This is a genomic window from Actinoplanes hulinensis, assembly GCF_019429605.1.
GTDB lineage: Bacteria > Actinomycetota > Actinomycetes > Mycobacteriales > Micromonosporaceae > Actinoplanes > Actinoplanes campanulatus.
The window spans coordinates 1-20,239 of sequence record NZ_JAHXZI010000045.1 but is presented as its reverse complement, the minus strand read 5'-3'; the positions used below and the strand labels follow the sequence as shown (position 1 = coordinate 20,239).

General features: G+C 73.2%; 16 protein-coding genes and 3 pseudogenes. 10 read left to right on the top strand and 9 right to left on the bottom strand.

What is annotated here, in order from left to right:
* From KZ829_RS42290 to KZ829_RS42270, 5 genes are all read right to left on the bottom strand, one after another.
* Positions 1-838, bottom strand: an 838-nt coding sequence (locus tag KZ829_RS42290; RefSeq protein ID WP_246637169.1) for an acyltransferase family protein, incomplete at its 3' end; no start/stop codon positions are given.
* Between the two features lie 191 nt (positions 839-1,029).
* Positions 1,030-3,114: a protein kinase domain-containing protein gene (locus KZ829_RS44760; RefSeq protein ID WP_220149467.1), complete on the bottom strand. Its 2,085-nt coding sequence runs from the start codon at positions 3,112-3,114 to the stop codon at positions 1,030-1,032.
* Between the two features lie 44 nt (positions 3,115-3,158).
* Positions 3,159-3,539: a RidA family protein gene (locus tag KZ829_RS42280; RefSeq protein ID WP_220149466.1), complete on the bottom strand. Its 381-nt coding sequence runs from the start codon at positions 3,537-3,539 to the stop codon at positions 3,159-3,161.
* Positions 3,539-4,750: an amidohydrolase family protein gene (locus tag KZ829_RS42275; RefSeq protein WP_220149465.1), complete on the bottom strand. Its 1,212-nt coding sequence runs from the start codon at positions 4,748-4,750 to the stop codon at positions 3,539-3,541. The genes KZ829_RS42280 and KZ829_RS42275 overlap by 1 nt, the downstream gene beginning before the upstream one ends.
* Positions 4,747-6,075, bottom strand: a complete 1,329-nt coding sequence (locus tag KZ829_RS42270; protein ID WP_220149464.1) for a helix-turn-helix domain-containing protein — start codon at positions 6,073-6,075, stop codon at positions 4,747-4,749. The genes KZ829_RS42275 and KZ829_RS42270 overlap by 4 nt, the downstream gene beginning before the upstream one ends.
* A gap of 74 nt (positions 6,076-6,149) precedes the next feature.
* Between KZ829_RS42270 and KZ829_RS42265 the strand changes: the two genes are divergently transcribed.
* Complete coding sequence (locus tag KZ829_RS42265) at positions 6,150-7,778, top strand: beta-N-acetylhexosaminidase (protein ID WP_220149463.1); 1,629 nt, start codon at positions 6,150-6,152, stop codon at positions 7,776-7,778.
* A gap of 11 nt (positions 7,779-7,789) precedes the next feature.
* Here the strand turns inward: KZ829_RS42265 and KZ829_RS42260 are convergent, their stop codons facing one another.
* Positions 7,790-8,557, bottom strand: coding sequence for an aminoglycoside phosphotransferase family protein (locus KZ829_RS42260; protein WP_372454033.1), 768 nt, complete (start codon positions 8,555-8,557; stop codon positions 7,790-7,792).
* A gap of 191 nt (positions 8,558-8,748) precedes the next feature.
* On the opposite strand from KZ829_RS42260, the gene KZ829_RS42255 reads away from it, so the two are divergent.
* Together KZ829_RS42255 and KZ829_RS43735 are read left to right on the top strand one after the other, a co-directional pair.
* Complete coding sequence (locus tag KZ829_RS42255; RefSeq protein ID WP_220149461.1) at positions 8,749-9,939, top strand: alanine racemase; 1,191 nt, start codon at positions 8,749-8,751, stop codon at positions 9,937-9,939.
* Between the two features lie 132 nt (positions 9,940-10,071).
* Positions 10,072-10,245 (top strand): annotated as a pseudogene (locus KZ829_RS43735) (ADP-ribosylation/crystallin J1); the annotation flags it as partial.
* A 52-nt stretch (positions 10,246-10,297) separates the two neighbouring features.
* Here KZ829_RS43735 and KZ829_RS42250 read toward each other — a convergent pair.
* The 3 genes from KZ829_RS42250 to KZ829_RS42240 are packed head-to-tail and all read right to left on the bottom strand — an operon-like array spanning position 10,298 to position 11,486.
* Positions 10,298-11,104 carry an RNA-guided endonuclease InsQ/TnpB family protein gene (locus KZ829_RS42250; protein WP_220149460.1) on the bottom strand — a complete coding sequence of 269 codons (807 nt, stop codon included), beginning with the start codon at positions 11,102-11,104 and terminating at the stop codon, positions 10,298-10,300.
* Positions 11,105-11,106: 2 nt separating this feature from the next.
* Positions 11,107-11,283 (bottom strand): hypothetical protein, encoded by a 177-nt coding sequence (locus KZ829_RS42245; protein WP_220149459.1) that lies wholly within the window; start codon positions 11,281-11,283, stop codon positions 11,107-11,109.
* 50 nt (positions 11,284-11,333) lie between these two features.
* Positions 11,334-11,486 carry a helix-turn-helix domain-containing protein gene (locus KZ829_RS42240; RefSeq protein ID WP_220149458.1) on the bottom strand — a complete coding sequence of 51 codons (153 nt, stop codon included), beginning with the start codon at positions 11,484-11,486 and terminating at the stop codon, positions 11,334-11,336.
* Positions 11,487-11,641: 155 nt separating this feature from the next.
* On the opposite strand from KZ829_RS42240, the pseudogene KZ829_RS42235 reads away from it, so the two are divergent.
* From KZ829_RS42235 to KZ829_RS44355, 7 genes and pseudogenes are all read left to right on the top strand, one after another.
* Positions 11,642-11,800: pseudogene (locus KZ829_RS42235) on the top strand (hypothetical protein); the annotation flags it as partial.
* Positions 11,797-12,585, top strand: a complete 789-nt coding sequence (locus KZ829_RS42230; protein WP_220149457.1) for a 2-phosphosulfolactate phosphatase — start codon at positions 11,797-11,799, stop codon at positions 12,583-12,585. The pseudogene KZ829_RS42235 and the gene KZ829_RS42230, both read left to right, overlap by 4 nt.
* Positions 12,586-12,866: 281 nt before the next feature.
* On the top strand, positions 12,867-13,985 hold the full coding sequence (locus KZ829_RS42225) for a hypothetical protein (protein WP_220149456.1): 1,119 nt from the start codon (positions 12,867-12,869) through the stop codon (positions 13,983-13,985).
* Between the two features lie 78 nt (positions 13,986-14,063).
* A complete protein-coding gene (gene aspS, locus KZ829_RS42220) occupies positions 14,064-15,866 on the top strand; it encodes an aspartate--tRNA ligase (RefSeq protein WP_220149455.1) in 1,803 nt (600 codons plus the stop codon).
* Positions 15,867-15,985: 119 nt separating this feature from the next.
* Entirely contained in the window at positions 15,986-16,207 is a 222-nt protein-coding gene (locus KZ829_RS42215) for a hypothetical protein (RefSeq protein WP_183215261.1), read from the top strand.
* A gap of 174 nt (positions 16,208-16,381) precedes the next feature.
* Positions 16,382-18,073, top strand: coding sequence for a replication-associated recombination protein A (locus tag KZ829_RS42210; RefSeq protein ID WP_220149454.1), 1,692 nt, complete (start codon positions 16,382-16,384; stop codon positions 18,071-18,073).
* Positions 18,070-20,239, top strand: a pseudogene (locus tag KZ829_RS44355) (hypothetical protein); the annotation flags it as partial. The gene KZ829_RS42210 and the pseudogene KZ829_RS44355, both read left to right, overlap by 4 nt.

Here is a 20,239-nt window from a genome sequence, read left to right as displayed (position 1 = left end):
CGATCTGCTGGAACGGCCAGGTGCCGAGCAGGGCCACGGCGCCGCCGCGGGGTGCCGCGCAGCCGCCGGCGATGATCGCCGCGGCGCCGAGCACCGGCAGGGCGGCGGCCGAGCCGGGGAACGGGGTGGCCTCGTCGTACATCAGCGCCGAGGTCACCACGGCCGCGAGACCCGCCCAGGTCAGGCCGGCGGCCAGCGGCCGGGGCAGGCCGCCCAGCCGGCTCGCGCCGATCGCCACCAGGGCGCCGATGCCGAGCTCCCAGGCACGGGTGTGCGCCCCGAAGTACGCCCACGGCGCCGACGACCCGGTCACCAGCACGCTGGTGATCAGCGACGCCACCACGATCAGGCACAGGGTGACGACCACCGGGGTACGGCGTTTGCCCCACACCAGCGCGAAGATCAGCAGGAGCAGCGGCCAGACCAGGTAGAACTGCTCCTCCACCGCGAGCGACCAGAAGTGCTGGAGGGGGGAGGGGGCGGCGTCGGCGTTCATGTACTGGACGCCCTCGTGCGCCAGCCGCCAGTTGATCCCGTAGAAGGTCGCGTAGATCGCGTCCGAGGCGATCGACGAGAACCGGGTCGCCGGCAGCCACAGCCAGCTGCCGACCACGGTGACCAGCAGGACCACGGTCGACGCCGGCAGCAGCCGGGTGGCGCGCCGGGCGTAGAAGGTGGCCAGCGAGATCCGGCCGGTCCGGGTCAGCTCCTTGAGCAGCAGCGTGGTGATCAGGAAGCCGGAGATCACGAAGAACACGTCGACACCGACGTAGCCCCCGGCCAGCCCCGCGATCCCGGCATGCGACAGCACCACGAGAGTCACCGCGACGGCCCGCATGCCCTCGATGTCCGGCCGGAACCTGAGGTGCGGCGGGGCCGGCCTTACCTCGTTCTCCGGTCGGAGTGCCGTGGTTTGCGTGTCGTGGATAACCGACATGTCCTGCCTAAGGGAACTCAGTGCCGCCGGTCCGCCCGGAGGGCTAGCTGAGCGATCTTACATATCGGGTCCAAAGCTTGCACACAGCTCGTTCATTGGTTGCTCACGAGCTGGTCGGCCGGGTCAGCGGCCTCGTTCTCGCCGGTTTCGGTCTCGTCCTCCCCGGGCTCGCTCGTCTCGTCGTCGGGAGTCTGCTCCGGTGTGGACGGTTCACCCGTGGTCGGCCCGGTGGTCGGTTCGGCGGCCGGCCCGGTCCGGCTCTCCGCGGGCCGGGTGGGCGTCCGGCTCGGTTCGGAAGTGGCTGATTTCTTAGGCTTCGGGGTCTTGTCCTGATAGTTCGCCTTGTTGTCCGGTCCGCCCTCTTTGTCCTTCTGTTCCACGGTTCGGGGCGCCGAACTCGCCGGAGCCTCGGGCACGACCCGGTCGATCCTCTCCGGCCCACCGAAGAGCCCGAAGGGATCCGCCGCGGCGACCACACCGGCCACCCCGAGGATCACGGCCGCCGCCACCGCGAGAACCCGCCGCCGGTTCCTTCCCCCGGACGCTCCGCCCCGATTCCCGGTCGCCACGCTCATGCCGGCGCCGGCCTCTCCGGCGTTCATGCCGGCGCCCGTTGCTCTGGCACCCGTTCCGGCGTTTGCCGTTTCGGCGTTCATGCCGGTGACGGCAGCTCCGGCGCCTATGCCGGTGCTGGCCGCGCCGGTCCCGTCCGCGGAGCCCGTGCCCGCTCGAGTGGCCTCACCCGTGCCCGCCACGAAGCCGCCATCCGCCGGCTCGGCGTCGTCGGGCGCAGACGCTTCGCCCGCCGTCACCAGGCCGTCCGGACCGGTCGCCGCGGTGACACTCGGTGTGGCGGCCCAGCCCTCCGTCGCGGCCGCGGTCCGACCAGCGGTGTGATCCTCCGGCACGGCCGGGCTCGGCACGGCCGGCGTGCCCGCCGTCGCGGTTGAACGTTGCGCGGGGACGGCGGGACCCCCGCCGGTCGAGCCCGGCTTGATGGTCTCGCTCTCCTCCGAGGTCGCTCCGGCGGGGACGACTCCGGCGATGCCGAACCAGGGCGCACCGGTCCTCGTCTTCGCGAGACCGTCGTCGCCGGGCTCGAATGGCGTCGCCGGAGCCGGGCCGGTCCCGACCCCACCGGCGCTGGACGCGGCGGGTGTTCCCCCAGCTAGGGTTCCGGGCCCGGCGGCGGTTGTCTCCCCGGCTTGGCTCGCGTGCTTGGCGGCCGGTGTTTCCCGGGCTCGAACTCCGAGCCCGGCGGCGGATGTCTCTCCGGCCTGGTTCGTGAGCCCGGCGGCCGCTGATTTCCCGGCCTGGTTCGTGAGCCCGGCGGCCGCTGGTTTGCCGGCCTGGTTCGTGAGTTCGGCGGCCGCTGCCGTGGCGGCCTCGGCCATGGCTTCGGCGGACGGGAAGCGTGCCGCCGGATCCTTCGCCAGCGCGGTACGGACGATCGCGTTCACCTCGGGCGGCACGTCGTCCGGCAGCGGCGGCGGATCCTGATCGAGATGCTGGAGGACGATCGCGATCGGGTTCTTGCCGAGGAACGGCGGATGCCCGGCAAGGCAGTGGAACGCCAGAGCGCCCAGCGCGTAGACATCCGAGGCGGGACCGGCCTCCTGCTTCGTCACCTGCTCCGGCGCGATGTAGAGGGCGGTCCCGATCACCTCCCGCGCTCCGGTCAGCGTGCCGGAATGGGCGGATCGCGCCACCCCGAAGTCGACCAGGACCACCGTGCCGTCCGGCTCGACCAGCAGGTTGCCGGGCTTGACGTCCCGGTGCACGATCCCGGCGGTGTGTGCGGCCGCCAGGGCCGAGGCCGCCTGCGCCACGAGCGACATGGTCTCGGCCGGGGTGAGGCGGCCGCGCTCGGCCAGAATCCGGTTCAGCGGCTGCCCGTCGACCCGGGCCATGACCAGGTAGGCGTCCTCGGTCCCGGTGCTGCCGAAGTCGTACACCGCGACCACACCGGAGTGGCGCAGGGCCGCGAGCGCCCGCGCCTCGTGCCGGAATCGTCGCTGGAAGCCGGCATCGCTGGCCCGGTCGGCGAGCAGGGTCTTGACCGCGACGGCCCGTCCCAGAACGGTGTCGGTCGCCTGCCAGACCTCGCCCATGCCGCCGGAGGCGATGCGATCGTCCAGCCGGTAACGTCCGCCGAGCAACTCTCCGGGGTGAGGCATGAATGTCCCACTACCCAGGAGAGTTCGCGGCTATCCGTCCGCGGTCATGACCCGGTGTAGAGAATGGCGTCGATCTCGATGTCGAAGCCGACCAGCGGCACGGGCAGCGTCGTGCGCACGGGACGGTGCTCCCCCTTGATGTACTCCTGGTAGATCTCGTTCATCTCCGCGAAGTCGCCGAAGTCGCGCAGGTAGACACCCACCCGCACGGCGTCGTCCAGGCTCGAGCCGGCGGCCTCGGCCACCGCCGCCAGATTGCGGAACGCCGCGTGCGCCTGCTCAGCGAAGCTGCCGGTCACCCGGGTGCCGTCCGGCAGTGCGGGGATCGCCCCGGCCAGATAGATCGTGTCGCCGGCGACGACGGCGTGTGAGTAGGGACCTCCGGCGGGTGCCGCCTTGTCGGTCATCACAGCGCGCTTGGGCATCAGGAACTCCTCGGTTTCGGTCTCGGGAACTGATCGGCCAGCCCGTCCACGTCGACGAGTGGCGCGGTGAGCAGGGCACGGATGTCGTGATCGCGGCGTGCCAGGGCGGCGTGCTGCGCGTCGGTCAGTGGGATCCACGGCGCGGGCGGCGCGGACAGCTTCGGCGGTAGTGTGCGGCCGTCCACATAGGTGGACCGGTTGATCAGGCGGAGCGGGGAGATCCGGACCTGGCGGTGCGCGTCGGAGACCGGGAACGGCTCCTCCCGCACCTCGAAGATCGCGAAGTCGGCCGGAGCGCCGACCGTGAGCGAACCGCCGGGAAGGCCCAGTGCCCGCGCCGGGTGTGTGGTCGCCGCGGCTACCACCTCGGGCAGCGTCATCCCGGCCGCGAGCAGCTTCGCCATGGTGGTCGGCAGGTCGAAGGCCGGCCCGTGCAGGGACCGGGCGTGCAGGTCGGTGGAGACGGTGAACGGGGGCAGACCCGCCTCGAGCTGGGCCTCCAGCACGTCGAAGGCGAACCCGCCGGAGCCGTGGCCGATGTCCAGCAGGACGCCGCGTTCGGCGGCCGCCCGGATCGCCGGGCCCAGCGGCGTGGCGATGCCGCTCGCGCAGTGCGTCACGATGTCGCCCGGGCGCAGCAGATCGAGCACCTCGGGCAGGGAAGGCGGGGACGTGCCGATGTGGACCATGACCGGCACCCCGCAGGCGTCCGCTGCCGCGAGCCCGCGGCGCAGCGGTTCCACTCCGTTGCCGCCCACCGTGTCGGCGTCGATGCGAACTTTCACCCCGACCAGCAGATCGCGGTTCGCCTGGATCGTGTCGATCGCCAGGGCGGTGTCGCAGTTCGCCAGATCGCGGCACTCGCCGGTGCGCCCGGCCAGCCCCACCGCGGAGATGTTGAGCAGCGCCGGGATCCGCACGGCGGCCGACTCGGCGGTGCGCCGCAGGCCGGCCAGTGTGAACGCTCCCGCCGAACCCGCGTCCACCCAGGTGGTGACCCCGGAACGCCAGGCGACCGCATCCGGATCGATCGCCCAGTAGCCCGGCCCGACATGCGTGTGCAGATCGATCAGGCCCGGGGTGACCAGGCAGCCGGTCACGTCGACGACCCGGCGTGCGTCGCGGGGCAGGCCGGTGCCGACCGCCGCGATCCGCCCGTCGCGGATCCCCAGCTCCTGATCGCCGCCGGTCAGCAGCAGGTCGAATCTCATCCTCGAGCACCGCCGTCGGGCGGCGACACGGCGGGAGCGCGGCTCGCGGTGAGCGCGGCGGTGATCGCCAGGCGGTAGAGGCGGGCGGGACGGCCCTTGTGATGCGGCTGGGCGCTGCCCTCCGCGACGGCCAGACCCGCCTCGGTGAGCTTGCGGATGAGCCGCCGGCCGCTCGGGTCGGTGATACCGAGTGCCTCCGCCACCTCACCGGGTGAGACCGGCCGGCCCGCGAGGGAACGCTCCAGGGCGGTGAGACGGGACAGTGTGGCCGGGCTCAGGCCGGCCCGGCCGGCCAGCTCCTCCAGGCCGCCGTGCTGACGGTAGGTGTAGGTGAGTGGCGATCCGCCCGCACCGCCCATCGGGCCGATCATCACGCCGTCGTCGGTGATCAGGTAGGCGGTGGGGGCGCCGTCGCGCTCGGCCCGGTCGGCCGCCTGCTCGGCGAGGGACACGCTGTGCCGGGCCGAGGGGCCGATGCCGAACCCGGCGAACGCGCCCACCGGCCCGCTCTCCCGCTCGGTGGCCTCGTGCCAGGAGACCGGGGCCGTCACCCAGTGCCGGGTGAACCTCTCGAAGACGGCGGCCGGTGCGAACGCCACCACGTCACGTGTGCCGTGCTCCTCCATCCAGGCGTCGCCCAGCTCCGGAACCTCCGCCAGAGCCCGGCGCAGGGCGGCCCGCGCGCCCGTCTCCGGGGAGCGGAAGACGGCGGCCGCGAACCGCTGCTCGTCGGCCCGCCGCCGACGGATCCGTAGTGCCAGCTCGTGCAGGTCGGCGCGGATCGTGCCGGGGGTGGCCAGCGCGTGCAGGACGGCGGCGCGGCCGTCGAGGGCGGCGGCGACGCCGGTCCGCACGGTGATCACATAGCTCGCGCCGGTGCTGTCCAGACGGGCTCGGTGGAACCGCACCACCTCGGCGAGCGACTGCTCCGGGTCGAACGGCAGCGTGGCGACGGCGGACCGGTCGAGATCGAGCGCCGCGGCGACCTCGTCGACCGTCTCGGTGGCGAACGTGTCGATGCTGACCGGGGTGGCCGGCCAACCGTTGCCGCGGGCCCGGGCCCAGGCCAGGGCCAGGTCGAGGGCGGCCGACCGGGTGACCGCGACGGGCAGGCCGGCGGGGATCAGGTCACGGGCCCGCGACCAGGGGACCAGACCGAGCAGCAGGCCGTCGAGGCCGCCGGTGGCCAGCAGCTCGCCGACCCGGTCGCGGATCTGCTCCTCGCTCTCGTAGACGGCCCAGGAGAAGGAGACGCCGGTGAGCGTGCGCGCGGCCTCGGCGAAACGCTCCCGGTGGCCGGCGTGCACCACCAAACCGATGATCATCGCCGCTCCTCTTGTGGTTCGTATGTGGTGCGTATTAGCGTCCTCCATGACGAAAGCGTGGTCAAGGAGGTTCCGTGAACGAACCAGTTACGAGCCTGATCCCGCTCCCGCGAGCGGTGAGCGGTTCGGCCGGGTCCTTCCGATTGGAGACCACCACCAGCCTGTCAGCCGATCCGGGGGCGGAGGCGGTCTCCGGATGGCTGCGGGCGGCGCTCGGCCCCGCGACCGGTTACCCGTTGCCACCCGGAGAGGGCGGCATCCGGATGCGTCTCGATCCGGGCCTCCCGCCCGAGGGCTACCTGCTCGACGTGACCCCGGCGGGCGTGCACATCGCGGGCGGCTCGGCGGCGGGCGTCTTCTACGGAGCGCAGACGTTGCGCCAGCTCCTGCCCCCGGCGGCGCTGCGCAGGGCGGCGATCTCGGCCGGCCCCTGGGAGATCCCCGCTCAGCGGGTCACGGACGAGCCGAGGTTCGCCTGGCGTGGCGTGCTGCTCGACGTGGCCCGCCACTTCATGCCCGTCTCCGACGTGCTCCGCTTCATCGACCTGGCCGCCTTCCACAAGCTCAACGTGCTGCACCTGCACCTCACCGACGACCAGGGCTGGCGGATCGAGGTTCCCGGCCTGCCCCGGCTCACCGAGATCGGCTCGTGGCGGTCCACCAGCATGCTCGGCTCGCGTGGTCACGAGCGCTATGACGGGCGACCGCACGGGGGCTATTACACGACCACCGACCTGCGCGAGATCGTGGCGTTCGCGGCCGCCCGCCACATCACCGTCGTCCCCGAGGTCGACATGCCCGGCCACATGCAGGCGGCCATCGCGGCCTACCCGGAGCTGGGCAACGGGTTCGCCGGCCCGGTGCGCAGCGCCTGGGGGATATCCGAGCACGTCCTGAATGTCGGTCCGGAGGCGCTCGACTTCTGCCGGGCCGTGCTCGACCACGTCTGCGGCGTCTTCCCCGGTGAGCTGGTCGGCATCGGCGGCGACGAGTGCCCGACCACGGAGTGGCGGGACAGCCCGTCCGCCCGGGAGCGGATCCGCGCCGAGGGCCTGGCCGGCCCGCACGAGTTGCAGCCCTGGTTCACCGCCCGGCTGGCCGAGCATCTCGCCATCCGGGGCCGCCGGCTGTTCGGGTGGGACGAGATCCTGGCCGGTGGAGCGCCACCCGGCGCGGTCGTCGCCGCCTGGCGGGGGCGTGAGCCCACCACCCACGCGGTTCGGGCCGGGCATCAGGTGGTGGCCTGTCCCGACATCGCGGTCTACCTCGACTACCGGCAGTCCGACGATCCCGGGGAGCCGACACCGGTCGGCACCCGGTTGGCCCTCGCCGACGTGTTCGCGTTCGACCCCGTCCCGGACGGGCTCAGCGAGTCCGAGGCGGCCCTGGTGCTCGGCGGGCAGGCCAATGTCTGGACCGAGCATCTGGAGTCCGCCCGCCGGGTCGACTACCAGGCCTTCCCCCGGCTCTGCGCGTTCGCCGAGACGGTCTGGGGGCCGCCCGGCCGCGACTTCGCCGGCTTCTCCGCGCGGCTGCCGGCCCATCTGGCCCGCCTCGACGCGCTCGGCGTCGGTTACCGGCCGCTCACCGGTCCCCGGCCGTGGGATGCCCGGCCCGACGCCCCGGGCCATCCCCGTGACCTGGCCGGCCGCCTGGCCGAGCTGCACGAGATGACCGCCGGCCTGCGGCGGGTGGCGACATGACGGTCCCCGTCTCAGGGCAGCATCGGCAACAACCGCCGGGCCAGCCGCAGCGGGCGGCCGGTCACGACCCCGTCTCCTTCGAAGGTCCACACCTCGGAGAGCACCGCCTGCACGAAGCCCCAGGCCACGACCCGGTCCAGCGGGATGCCGAGGCCGTCGGCGAGCTGTTCCATCCGGGCCGGCGCCAGGCCGAGGACGGTGTCGTCCGGGTCGAGCGGATCGGGGTTGTAGAGCATGGCGCCGATCTCGTAACCGGGATCGCCGACCACCCCGTGCGGGTCGATGGCCAGCCACGGCTCCCGTTCCGCGGCCAGCACGTTGTCGTGGTGCAGGTCGCCGTGCAGCACCACCCGCTCGGTGGCGCTCGAGCAGAGTTCGGTGAGGAGACCTCCGGCCCGCTCCACGAGATGCCGGGGGAAGGGGTCGTCACCGGGGAAGCGGCGCAGGTGCCCGGCGAAGGAGGCGCCGCGATCGGCGAGCTCGGGCAGCGGAACGTCCGGCGGCGCCGGGCGGTGCAGCCGTTTGGCGACCTCGATCAGGGCGGCCGTCGCCGCTTCGTCCCGTGCCGGCGAGAGGGCGCTCACCGGAGTGCCGGGCCGGGCGTCCTCCAGCAGCAGCGCGCCCCGGGCCTCGTCGCGGGCCAGCACGGTGATCGCCCCACGACCGGCGAAACACTCCAGCGCCGCCGCCTCGTCCCGGAGGTGGTCACTGTCCGGGACGCCCAGTTTGAGGACCGCGGTCGTCCCGTCCGCGCGGCGGACCCGGGTCACCCAGTTCATGCTCAGCGGGAGACGGCCGGCCGGCCGCAGCTCCCAGGCGCGCATCACCCGGTCGACGATGCCGGGCAGGTCAGCCAGCCACTGGCCGCCGAAGTCACCACAGCACTCCTCGACATTGCGGACAAACGAATCGGGGAGCGCGATATCGACCATGAGGTGCAGTCTGGCAGCCGGCGGAGAAGGGGCACGAAATGACGATCGACTGGCGCAGCAAGGGCTTCTGGGCTCCGGACGAGGCGAGGGATCCCGCCCGCCTCGCGGCCGAACGGCCGGGCATCTTCGACGGTGGCTTCACCTGGCCGTTGCTGGTGGTGCGGCGGGATGCGGTGGAGGCGAACATCGCCACGATGGCGGCCTACTGCCGGCGGCACGGGCTGGATTTCGCCCCGCACGCCAAGACCACGATGGCCCCGGGCCTGCTCGACGCTCAACTGAGGGCCGGGGCGTGGGGGATGACCGTGGCCACTCCCAATCAGGCGCTGGTGATGCGGCGGCTCGGGGTGGAGCGGGTGCTGATCGCCAACGAGATCCTCGACCCGACGGCGCTGCGCTGGCTGGCCACCGAGAGCGCCGCCGGATGGGAGGTCTACTTCCAGGTCGACTCGCTCGCCGGCGTCGAGGCGGCGGCCGCGACGGGTGGGCCGTTGCGGGTCCTCGTCGAGCTGGGGCACGCCGGCGGGCGGACCGGGGTGCGGACCCTCGGCGAGATGGAGACAGTGGCCCGGGCCGTCGCCGCCGCTCCCGGGCTGGAGCTCGCCGGAGTCACCGGGTATGAGGGCCAGCTGCCCGATCAGGACGGTGTCGACGCCTTCCTGGACCGGCTCGTCGCCGGTGTGGCCCGGCTGAGCGGAGCCGGCCTGCTGCCGGAGCGCCCGATCGTCTCGGCCGGGGGCAGCGCCTGGTTCGACCGGGTCGCCGACAAACTCGCCGGCCTCGACGTGGCGGCCCGGCTCGTTCTGCGCAGTGGCGCCTCGGTCACCCACGACGACGGCTTCTACCGGGAGCGGACCCCGTTCGCCCGGGTGCCCGACGAGGGCCCGCTCGCCGCGGCCCTGGAGATCTGGGCACAGGTGCTCTCGGCGCCCGAGCCGGGGCTGGCGCTCGCCGGCATGGGCAAGCGGGACGCCCCGTTCGACGAGGGACTGCCGGTGCCCCTGGAGATCCGGCGACCAGACGGGATGGTCGAGTCGGCGGAGGGCCTGCGGGTCACGAAACTGAACGATCACCACACCTATCTCCAGGTCGAGGGTGTCGTCCTCGGGCCGGGTGATCTGGTCCGGTTCGGGATCTCGCATCCGTGCACCGCCTTCGACAAGTGGCGGGACATCCCGGTCGTCGACGAGCAGCGGCGGGTGGTCGACGTGCTGCACACCTACTTCTGAGGGGGTTCGACCAGCAGACGGGCTGATCGGGGAGGTCGGTGGCGTCGAAGGCGGACGGCCGCCCGGCAGGAGGTAATCGAGAAGCGTGCGGGAGATCGTCGTGCCGGACTGCCGCCCTTTACGACGTAAACCCTGTGGCGGCCGACCGGCCCGAAGGAACTGGACCTGGTCCGTTCCTCGGGATGGCGGCGCTGGCCACCATGCCTGCTGGGCCAGCCGATCTTCTATCCGGTGCTGAACGAGGACTACGCGATCATGATCGCAAGGGACTGGAACGTCCCGGCGTCGGGAACCGGGTATTCGACTTCTTCCCCTTCCTGAGCGAGGGGATCCCCTTCGGCCTTGCGGCCGAAGCGGCTTACGCCGGACGCCTCGCGGCGGGGGTTTCCTGCTTCACAGCCGACCGCAGAAGGGAGGACCCTTGTTGTCTCACGTCAGCTCCACAGGCATGGCCGGGGTTCTTCCCGGCTACGGCTCGTCCGGCCGCAAGGATGTTCTTGGCCGCGTTCACGTCCCGGTCGTGCCGGGTGCGGCAGGCGGGGCACGTCCAGTGGCGTGTCCCGAGGTCCAGTTCGGGCAGCAGGTGCCCGCAGGTCGAGCAGGTCTTCGAGCTGGGGTACCAGCGGTCGATGATGATCAGGTGCCGGCCTGCGCGGGCGGCCTTGTATTCCAGCCGGCTGCGGAACTCGGCCCAGCCGGCGTCGGAGATGGCCTTGGCCAGGCTGCGGTTCTTGACCATGTTCGCGACGGCGAGGTCTTCCAGCACGATGGTGTCGGCCTGCTCGATCAGGGTGGTGCTGGTCTTGTGCGGGAAGTCCCGGCGGGCGTTGCGGACCTTACGGTGCGCGACAGCGACCCGGGTCCTGGCCTTGCGGCGGTTCGCCGATCCGCGTTGTTCGCGGGCCATCCGTCGCTGATAGCGGGCCAGGTTACGGGCCTTACGCTCCAGGTGTCGGGGGTTGGCGATCCGGTCGCCGCCGGAGATCACGGCGAAGTCTTTGATGCCGAGGTCGATGCCGATCTCACGGCTGGTGGTGGGCAGCGGTTCGGGCTGGTCGACGTCCACGGCGAAGGTCACGTACCAGCGGCCGCCGGGCTCGCGGGACACGATCACCATGGTCGGGTCCAGGGTGGCCAGGTCGACGCCGGGCCAGGACCATGCCACGGTCAGGGGCCGTCGGTCTTCGCGACGTGCAGCGCCCCGTTCTTGATCCGGAACGCCGAGCGGGTGCAGTGCGCCGACTGCTTTGCGGTGCGGGACATGAGACGCGGGTAGCGGGCGCGTTCGGCGAAGAAGTTGACGAACGCGGTGTGCTGGTGGCGCAGGGTCTGTTGCAGCGGCACGGAGGAGATCTCGGACAGGAACGCCAGTTCGTCGGTCTTCTTCCAGGCGGTCAGCGCGGCGTCTTCTCGCCGCGTTGGAAGAACGCGGCATGGCGTCCGGCGAGGGCCTTGTTCCAGACCAGGCGCACACACCCGAAGGTGCGGTTGAACACCGCAGCCTGTTCGGGGGTCGGGTAGGCCCGGCACTTGTACGCCGTACGCATGTTCTAAACCTTATAGATGGAGACGCTGTGTGTGAAAAGGCATGCCGTGGGCCGGCGAACGACGTTCTCGGGCCGCCCCGGCTCCGCCGGGCCGCTCCTGACGGAACCGCCATTCCTGCCGGCCCTAAAGGACGGGGCATCCTGGCGGGAGTCCGGTGACCCGGTTCGAGGTCGACGCCGGGTTCGCCGCCCGGTACCCGGTCCGGCAGGCCGGTGGCGACAGCATTCTCGAGTTGTGGGTTCCGGCCGAGGAGCTCGAGGAGGTCAACGATCACATCGTCGGTCTCATCGAGGTGGCACACGAGTTTCGATGAGAGAGGTGTTCGGGCAGAGCGCCTATCGGGTGCGGTTCGACTGGGGGCCGGCCGGGGCGGAACGGATCGCCGACGGCGCCGCCTGTGTGGTGGTCGTCGACGTGCTGTCCTTCACCACGGCCCTCACCGTGGCGGCGGAGCACGGCATCCCGGTGCTGCCCTACGCCTGGCGGGACGCGTCCGCGGTGGCCGAGGCCGCCCGGCATCGCGCCGAACTCGCGGTCGGCCGCATGGAGGCGAGATCGGCGGAGACCGTCAGCCTCTCGCCGGCGACCATCGCCCGCGCGGCGGCGCACCGGCGCATCGAGCGGCTCGTCCTGCCGTCGCCCAACGGTTCGGCGATCTCCGCCCGGATGGCGGCGACCGGCGCCACGGTGGTCGGTGTGAGCCTGCGCAATTTCGCGGCCGCCGCCGCATGGGTCCGGCAACGGGCGGCGGGGCGGCCGGTCGCCGTGGTCGCGGCGGGTGAACGCTGGCCGGACGACTCGCTGCGCCCGGCCGCCGAGGACCTCTGGGGCGCAGGCGCCTTCCTCGGCGCTTTCGTCGCCGACCGACCGGAGCGGGACGACGTGTCCTTCGAGGCCGGTGCGGCCATCGCGGCGTACCGGGCGGTCGCCGCCGATCTGCCCGCCGCGCTGGCCGCGTCCGTCTCCGGGCGCGAGCTGGCCGCGAAAGGTTTCGCAGTGGACGTCGCGACCGCCGCCGATGCCGGCGCGAGCACCGTCGTCCCGGTCCTGAGCGACGGTTGGTTCCGTCCGCACACCGCCGATGCGGCGGGCGCGTAACCACGGGGAAGTCGGGAGCCTGCGCGACCGGCTGGGATGGCCGGGCGGGTGCGGCAGAAGTGGGGGCCTGCGCAACCGGCTGGGACGGCCGGGCGGGTGCGGGAGAAGTGGGGGCCTGCGCGACCGGCTGGGATGGGCGGCGGGTGGGTGCGGGGAAGTCGGGGGCCGGAGAGTGACGGCAATCAGTCGCCTCACCGGGGGATGGTCGCTGAGATCGACGGTGTTTATGGTGATTGAGCGCCGATAGACCGCTTTCTCCATCTGCGTCGCCGGAGTCATATATGCCCGTTTTCCGCGCAGCCGCCAGCGATCCCGCCGCCCACCAGCCGTCACCGCCGGACCCCGCGAGCCCGGGACCCGGTCCCGCTCCCCGGCCGGCCGCCGGACCCTCCTCCGGTACGAATCACCCGAACGGCACGCACCCTGCCGCCGGCCAGTCCGGTCACACCTACGGCAGCGCCGCCGCGCCTCCCGGGGCGTCGGTGTACGCCGGTGGGACGGCCCACCCGGGACCGGCCGGCGGGAGTGCGCCGGCCTATCCGCGCGGCTCGCAGTACGGCGGCGAGCCGGGCCGGCCGAGGATCCCGAGGCAGCACGGTGCGCCGGGGCAGAACGGGGCTGCCGGTCACCCGGCCGCCCAGCGTCACCCGGCCACCTGGCCGGCGCCGGATCCGGCCGCCTCGGAAGGGCCCACCCAGCCATTGGGCACGCCCCGGCCGCCCCATCCCCCGAGCCCGGACAACCCGGCCGGGGAGCGCGCCGAAGCGGCAAGCGAGAAGAACGAGGACGCCCCGCCCGCCAAGGAGCCGAAGACCCCCGCCAAGGAGCCGAGGGCGAGGGTACGGAAGACGCCACGACGGGCGACGGTCGCTCTCGCCGTACTCCTGAGTCTGCTGGCCCTGGCCGGCTCGGTGGCGGCGGTGGTTCTCGCATGGCGTACGAAAGAAGCGAAAGAAGAAGGACCGCCCAGCCCGGCCCCCGCGCAATCAGATGGATACCGGGTCTCGTACGCCAAGGAGCCGTTGCGGATCCAGCTGGCCTGCGCCGCCGTCCTCCACCTGGATCTCGACGAACCTCGCGCCGACGCCCCCGAGAGCCTGGCCGATCTGCGGTACGAGAGCCGCTGCGGCACCCAGCCGCCGCAGTTGAGTCTCGGCCCGGGCGCGGCCGGGGGAAGCCGGCACGCCAGCGCCGACACCGACGCCGAGGGATGCGACCGGGCGATCCGGACCAGCCCGCTCGGGCAGGGCCTGCGCGTCGAGGTCGCGAAGGGTACGGCGCTCTGCGTGCTGACCGCGGCGACACCGGCCGAGCTGGTGCTCGTGGAGGTCGTCGAGGTCGGCGGCTCCGGCGCCGCCGGTCTGCGCGCCACATCGTGGCAGATGCCGAGGGCGCGGTGACCGGCCCGTGCCACGCGGCGCGGGCGCTCCTGACAGAATGTCGGGTGCGCCCCGCGAACTCTGTTAGGAGACGTTTCCGTGATCCGTACCCATGACGCCGGCACTCTGCGCGCGAGCGACGCCGGCACGACGGTGACGCTCGCCGGGTGGGTCGCGCGTCGGCGCGACCACGGCGGTGTCATCTTCGTCGACCTCCGCGACGCCTCGGGTGTGGTGCAGGTCGTGTTTCGCGAGGAGGACGCGCACGCGCTGCGCAACGAGTTCTGCGTGAAGGTCGTCGGCGAGGTCAGCGCCCGCCCGTCCGGCAACGAGAACCCGGACCTGGCCACCGGCGCGATCGAGGTGGTCGCCAGCGAGCTGACCGTGCTCTCCGAGGCGGCCCCGCTGCCGCTGCCGGTCGACGACACGGTCACCGCCTCGGACGACCTCCGCCTCAAGTACCGCTACCTGGACCTGCGCCGTTCCGGCCCGGCGAAGGCGCTGCGCCTGCGCAGCCGCGCCAACCAGATCGCCCGCGAGGTGCTGCACGCCCGCGACTTCAACGAGATCGAGACGCCGACGCTGACGCGTTCGACGCCGGAGGGCGCCCGCGACTTCCTGGTGCCGGTCCGTCTCCAGCCCGGCACCTGGTACGCGCTCCCGCAGTCCCCTCAGCTGTTCAAGCAGCTGCTGATGGTGGCCGGTATGGAGCGGTATTACCAGATCGCCCGCTGCTACCGCGACGAGGACTTCCGCGCCGACCGGCAGCCCGAGTTCACCCAGCTCGACATCGAGATGTCGTTCGTCACGCAGGACGACGTCATCGCGCTCGGCGAGGAGATCGTCTCCCGTCTGTGGAGCGAGCTCGCCGACTACCAGGTGCAGCTGCCGATCCCGCGGATCACCTGGACCGACGCGATGAACCGCTACGGATCCGACAAACCCGATCTCCGGTACGGGGTTGAGCTGGTCGAGCTCACCGACTACCTGCGCGGCACCGCGTTCCGGGTGTTCGCCGGCGCGATCGACGCGGGCGGCTATGTCGGCGCGGTCGTCATGCCGGGCGGCGCCTCGCAGACCCGTAAGGAGCTGGACGGCTGGCAGGACTGGGCGAAGGCGCGCGGCGCCCGCGGCCTGGCCTACGTGGTGCTGGACTCCGAGACGGGCGAGCCGAAGGGCCCGGTCGCGAAGAACCTGTCGCCGGAGCATCTGGCGGGTCTTGCCGACCAGGTCGGGGCGAAGCCGGGCGACGCCGTCTTCTTCGCCGCCGCGGCCGAGCGGCGGGAGGCGCAGGAGCTGCTCGGTGCGGCCCGGATCGAGATCGCCAAGCGGGCGAACCTGATCGACGAGTCCACCTGGGCGTTCTGCTGGGTGGTCGACGCACCGATGTTCGAGAAGACGGACGACGGCGGCTGGACCGCGGTGCACCACCCGTTCACCTCGCCGAACGAGGAGTGGGAGGCGCGCTTCGAGGAGGCGCCGGACCAGGCCCTGGCGTACGCGTACGACATCGTCGTCAACGGCAACGAGATCGGCGGCGGATCGGTCCGTATCCACCGCGCCGACGTCCAGAGCCGGGTCTTCGACCTGCTCGGCATCACGCCGGAGGAGGCCGCGGACAAGTTCGGCTTCCTGCTGGAGGCGTTCAAGTACGGCCCGCCGCCGCACGCCGGCATCGCGCTCGGCTGGGACCGGACCTGCATGCTGCTCAGCGGCAACGACTCGATCCGTGAGGTCATCGCGTTCCCGAAGACCCGCGGCGGCTTCGACCCGCTGACCACCGCGCCTACGCCGATCACCGCCCAGCAGCGCCTGGAGGCCGGCATCGACGCCAAGCCGAAGGCGACCGCGGGCACGCCGGGCACCGACGGCCAGGCGGTTCCGGTCCTGCACTCCAACTGAGTCGTCGTCAGGGCCGGTCGCGGGGGATGCACCCGGCGGCCGGCCCTGACGTTTCAGGAACCCCACCGGTCGGGTATCAGCGGGTCACAGGCTCTCTGACACCCCCCGGAGGAACCATCATGCTCGCCATCGCAGCCGCCGTCGTCTTCGGCATCTACCTTCTCGCCGACCTGCTCGACACCAACTTCGGTGCTCCCGACCTGTTCAACTTCTCGACCATGGCGTCGCTCGGCCTGCTGCTCGTCTCGCTGTACCTGGCGGGCATCGGCAGCGGCCCGCGTGCCGGTGCGGGTACGGGCTCCGGCCGTCGTTTCTACGGCCGTCGCCCCGGCCGCGGCTGATCCGCGCGGCCGATCGGCCGCGACCTCCGGCCACTCCGGCCCGCCCTTCCCCCGGCGGGCCGGAGCCGTGTACGCACACTCTGCGTGAGGCCGTCGTGGCTGCTCGGGAGCGTTTCCGCAGGGCGGCAGTCCGCATTGCGGATCGGGCCGCCAGGGCCGGTACTGTCGTTTGTGATGGAAACGGACGGGCTCTTCTCCCTCGCGTCACCGGAGGCGCCGACCGCTGGTCCGGCCGCCGCCGGGACCGCCGGATTCGGCTCGCCCTCCGGTGACGCGCCGCTCCCGGTGCGGATGCGGCCGGCCTCCCTCGACGAGCTGGTCGGGCAGAAGCATCTGCTCGCCCCCGGCGCCCCGCTGCGCCAGCTGGTGACCGGCGCGAGCCCGATGTCGGTGATCCTCTGGGGCCCGCCCGGCACCGGCAAGACCACCATCGCGCACCTGGTGGCCAACGCCACGGATCGCAAGTTCGTCGCCATGTCGGCGCTGACCGCCGGCGTCAAGGACGTGCGCGCGGTGATCGACACGGCCCGCCGCGAGCGGCGTTACGGCGGCCCGCCGACCGTCCTGTTCATCGACGAGGTGCACCGCTTCAGCAAGACCCAGCAGGACTCGCTGCTCGCCGCGGTCGAGGACCGCACGGTCACCCTCCTGGCCGCGACCACGGAGAACCCGTACTTCTCGGTCATCTCGCCCCTGCTCTCCCGCTGCGTTCTGCTCACCCTCCAGGCCCTCGACGAGCATGACGTGCGCGATCTCATCCGGCGCGCGATCGCCGACGAGCGCGGGCTCGGGGGTGCGGTCACCCTTTCCGCCGAGGCAGAGGACCATTTGGTACGGCTGGCGAGCGGCGACGTGCGCAAAGCCCTCACGGCGCTGGAGGCCGCGGCCGGAAGCGCCCTGGCCCAGGACGTCACGGAGATCGATCTCGCCACCGCGGAGAAGGCGGTCGACGTCGCCGCGGTCCGTTACGACCGGGACGGCGACGCCCACTACGACGTGATCAGCGCGTTCATCAAGAGCATGCGCGGCAGCGATCCGGACGCGGCCCTGCACTACCTGGCCCGCATGCTGGTCGCCGGTGAGGACCCACGGTTCATCGCCCGGCGGATCGTGATCTTCGCCAGCGAGGACGTCGGCATGGCCGATCCGCAGGCGCTGCTCGTGGCGTCGGCGGCGGCTCAGGCCGTACAGAACGTGGGTCTGCCCGAGGCCGGGCTCAACCTGGCCCAGGCCGTGGTGCACCTGGCCACCGCCCCGAAGTCGAACAGCGTCACCACCGCTCTCGGTGAGGCGATGGCGGACGTCCGGGCCGGCCGGGGCGGCCCGGTTCCGCCGCATCTGCGCGACGCCCACTACCCGGGTTCGCGGGGGCTGGGACACGGCCGTGGCTACCGTTACCCGCACGACGACCCGCGCGGTGTGGTCCGCCAGCAGTACGCTCCCGAGGACCTGACCGGCGTCGACTACTACCGCCCGACCGATCACGGCGCCGAACGGCTGGTGGCCGAGCGGGTCCCCCGCCTCCGGCGTATCGTTCGCGGTCTCGGCCCGGCTCCGCGCACTGATGGTGACGAATCTTCCTCGGCGCGGGTGAGCAGGACTGTTACCGCTTCGGTGGGTACCCCGGACCGCGCGGCGGGTGGTGCTCGGGCCGCCGATGAGTCACAGTCGTCGGCGGACTCGGAACCGGTCGAGGCCGCGGTGGTGGGGGAGAGCCCGGCCACCGACGGTGAGGGAGGCCCCGACGGGGCCGTGGCTGACGCCTCCGGCGGGGTGGGAGATCCCCATGGAGCCGGGGCTTCCACGGAAACCGGGGCCGAGAGTGACTACGACAGCGGCGCCAGCGCCGGAGAGGAAACGCGGTGACAGGGCGGGGTGCCGATCGGCCCGACGACGACGCGGGGCTGCGCGACGAGCCGGGCGGGAAGAACCGCCGGCGCTTCGGGCGTGGCGGCCGTGCCGATCAGCCGGCCGTTCCCCAGGAGGTCCCGCGCGAGGAGACCGGCTGGCTCGACGACCTACGGGTGGCCAAAGAGGAACGCAACGCCATCGGGCCCGGCACCAGGCCGGGGGAGGGCCGGACCAGTAAGTCCGGTCGTGTCGCGCCGGGGCCGGACGACATGCCCGACGACGACTTCGCGTTTCCCGGCAACCCCGGCGAGGGTTTCCCGGCGCCGGGCGACCGGATGGACGCCGAGCCGGGCCCGCGACCGGGGCAACGACCCGGCCCGCCGGGTCCGGCGGCTTCCGCTCCCGGTGGGCAGCGTGGCGCGACCGTTCCCCCTGGCGGTCGTGCGCCGGGCGGGCCGGTTCCGCCCGGTCAGATCCCGCCGGGTGCGATGCCGCCCGGTCAGATGCCCGCCGGACCGGTCTCTCCCGGCCAGATGCCGCCGGGCGGTGCCCCGGGCGGGCGGCGCCAGCGCGGCCAGATGCCGCAGGGAGCGCCTCCGCGTCAGACGGGACCGGGCGGCCAGATGCCGCCGGGTGCCGCGCCCGGCTCTCCGGGCATGCCGGGTCAGATGCCGCCGGGCGCCCCGCCCGGTTCGCCGGGCCGGACGCCACCGGGCGCCGGACCGGGATCGCCGGGGTCCGTGCCGCGTATGCCGGGGCAGGTTCCGCCGGGGGCCGGACCGGCCATGCCCGGTCAGATGCCGCCGGGAGTTCCCGCCGGTCCGCCCGGCTCGGTGCCCGGGCAGGCGCCGCCGGGCGCCCGCCGCACCGGACCGCCGCAGGGTGGCCGCGCGGCGGTAGGCCCCGAGGCGGGACACACCCGCCGTCAGATGGACGTCGATCCGCCCGGCCAGATGTTCCCCGGACAGGCGCCCGTGCCGCTCTCCGGCAACGCGCCCGAGGTTCCGGGAGTGCCGCCGGCCGCTCCCAGTGTTCGTCCGGTCTCGCCGGCCGCCCGTTCCGCGGGCCCGGGTATCCGTCCGCTGTCCCCGGCCGCCCCGGCTCGCGACCGCTTCCGCCCCGCGGACCCGGTCTCGCCCGGACGCTCCGGCCCGGTCCCCGGCGGCTACGACCCGGTCCAGGATTCCGGTCCGGTTCCGGGTGGGCGGCGGCCGGGTTCGGGGCAGGGCGGCTACGACCCGGTCCACGACTCCGGTCCGATCCCCGGCGGGCAGGATGCCGCGCATCGCTCCGGGGCCATTCCGAACGGGTACGAGCAGGGCGGCGGACGTGCCGCGCCGGGCACCTACGGGGTTCCGGGCGCGCCCGACGACCGGCAGGGGCGGGGCCGGCGGTCCCGCGCGGAGGAGCCGGGCGCCTTCGAGGAGCCGACCGGCCGGCACGGTGGTGGCAGGCCGGGGCGGGCCGCTCCGGAGGGTGACCCGCGGCACCGGCCCGGGCATGCCGCCCCGCCCGGCGACGAGCGACCCGGCAGGCACGGCGCTTCGGAGGGCGACTTCGGCACCGGCTCGCACTCGCTGGTCCGTGCGGACGGTTTCGCCGATCCGGGGAACGACACCGGCACGGTGGGGTTCGTCCGCCGTCCCGGTGACGGCGGTTCCGGTCCCGAGGCGCAGCCCGGCAAGGACGGCCGGGGCGGTGCCGGCGGACGTTCCGGCGGTGAGCCGCGCCGGCGCCGTGCCGCACGCCGTTCCGCCGACCCGGACGAGCCGGAGATCGGTGGTTTCACCGGCACCCCGGACGTGCCCGGTCCGCGCCGCATCGGCCCGGGTGACGGCCGCCCGGTCCGGGCCGCCGCCGCCGTCCCACCGGTCGTTCCCGGACGTCAGGGCGCCCGTACCCCGGCCGTTCCCGGCCGTGCCGGCGCGATGGCGGACAGCACCTCCGGTGTGATCCAGCGTCCCGGCCGGGGCCAGCAGGGTCCCGGAGTTCCGGCGCGGCCCGGCGAGGACCAGGGCGCCGCCGGTGGCGTGGCGGTACCCGAACAGCCGGGTCCCGGCCGTCGCCCGGCCCGCGCCGACGTGCCTGCCGCCGGACCGTTCGCGCCGGAGGAGGAGCACACCGGCCGGCACGGCGGCGTCCGGCCGGACGGCCCGGGCGGTGCCCGGACCGGCGCGGCCG

Excerpts from the sequence above, each read along its gene's own strand:
- KZ829_RS42240 (WP_220149458.1), bottom strand. The coding sequence starts at position 11,486 with ATGCGTACGGCGTACAAGTGCCGGGCCTACCCGACCCCCGAACAGGCT.
- KZ829_RS42270 (WP_220149464.1), bottom strand. The coding sequence starts at position 6,075 with ATGATCATCGGTTTGGTGGTGCACGCCGGCCACCGGGAGCGTTTCGCC.
- KZ829_RS42275 (WP_220149465.1), bottom strand. The coding sequence starts at position 4,750 with ATGAGATTCGACCTGCTGCTGACCGGCGGCGATCAGGAGCTGGGGATC.
- KZ829_RS42230 (WP_220149457.1), top strand. The coding sequence starts at position 11,797 with ATGAGAGAGGTGTTCGGGCAGAGCGCCTATCGGGTGCGGTTCGACTGG.
- KZ829_RS42210 (WP_220149454.1), top strand. The coding sequence starts at position 16,382 with ATGGAAACGGACGGGCTCTTCTCCCTCGCGTCACCGGAGGCGCCGACC.
- KZ829_RS42225 (WP_220149456.1), top strand. The coding sequence starts at position 12,867 with ATGCCCGTTTTCCGCGCAGCCGCCAGCGATCCCGCCGCCCACCAGCCG.
- KZ829_RS42255 (WP_220149461.1), top strand. The coding sequence starts at position 8,749 with ATGACGATCGACTGGCGCAGCAAGGGCTTCTGGGCTCCGGACGAGGCG.
- KZ829_RS42280 (WP_220149466.1), bottom strand. The coding sequence starts at position 3,539 with ATGCCCAAGCGCGCTGTGATGACCGACAAGGCGGCACCCGCCGGAGGT.
- KZ829_RS44760 (WP_220149467.1), bottom strand. The coding sequence starts at position 3,114 with ATGCCTCACCCCGGAGAGTTGCTCGGCGGACGTTACCGGCTGGACGAT.
- KZ829_RS42260 (WP_372454033.1), bottom strand. The coding sequence starts at position 8,557 with ATGAACTGGGTGACCCGGGTCCGCCGCGCGGACGGGACGACCGCGGTC.
- KZ829_RS42215 (WP_183215261.1), top strand. The coding sequence starts at position 15,986 with ATGCTCGCCATCGCAGCCGCCGTCGTCTTCGGCATCTACCTTCTCGCC.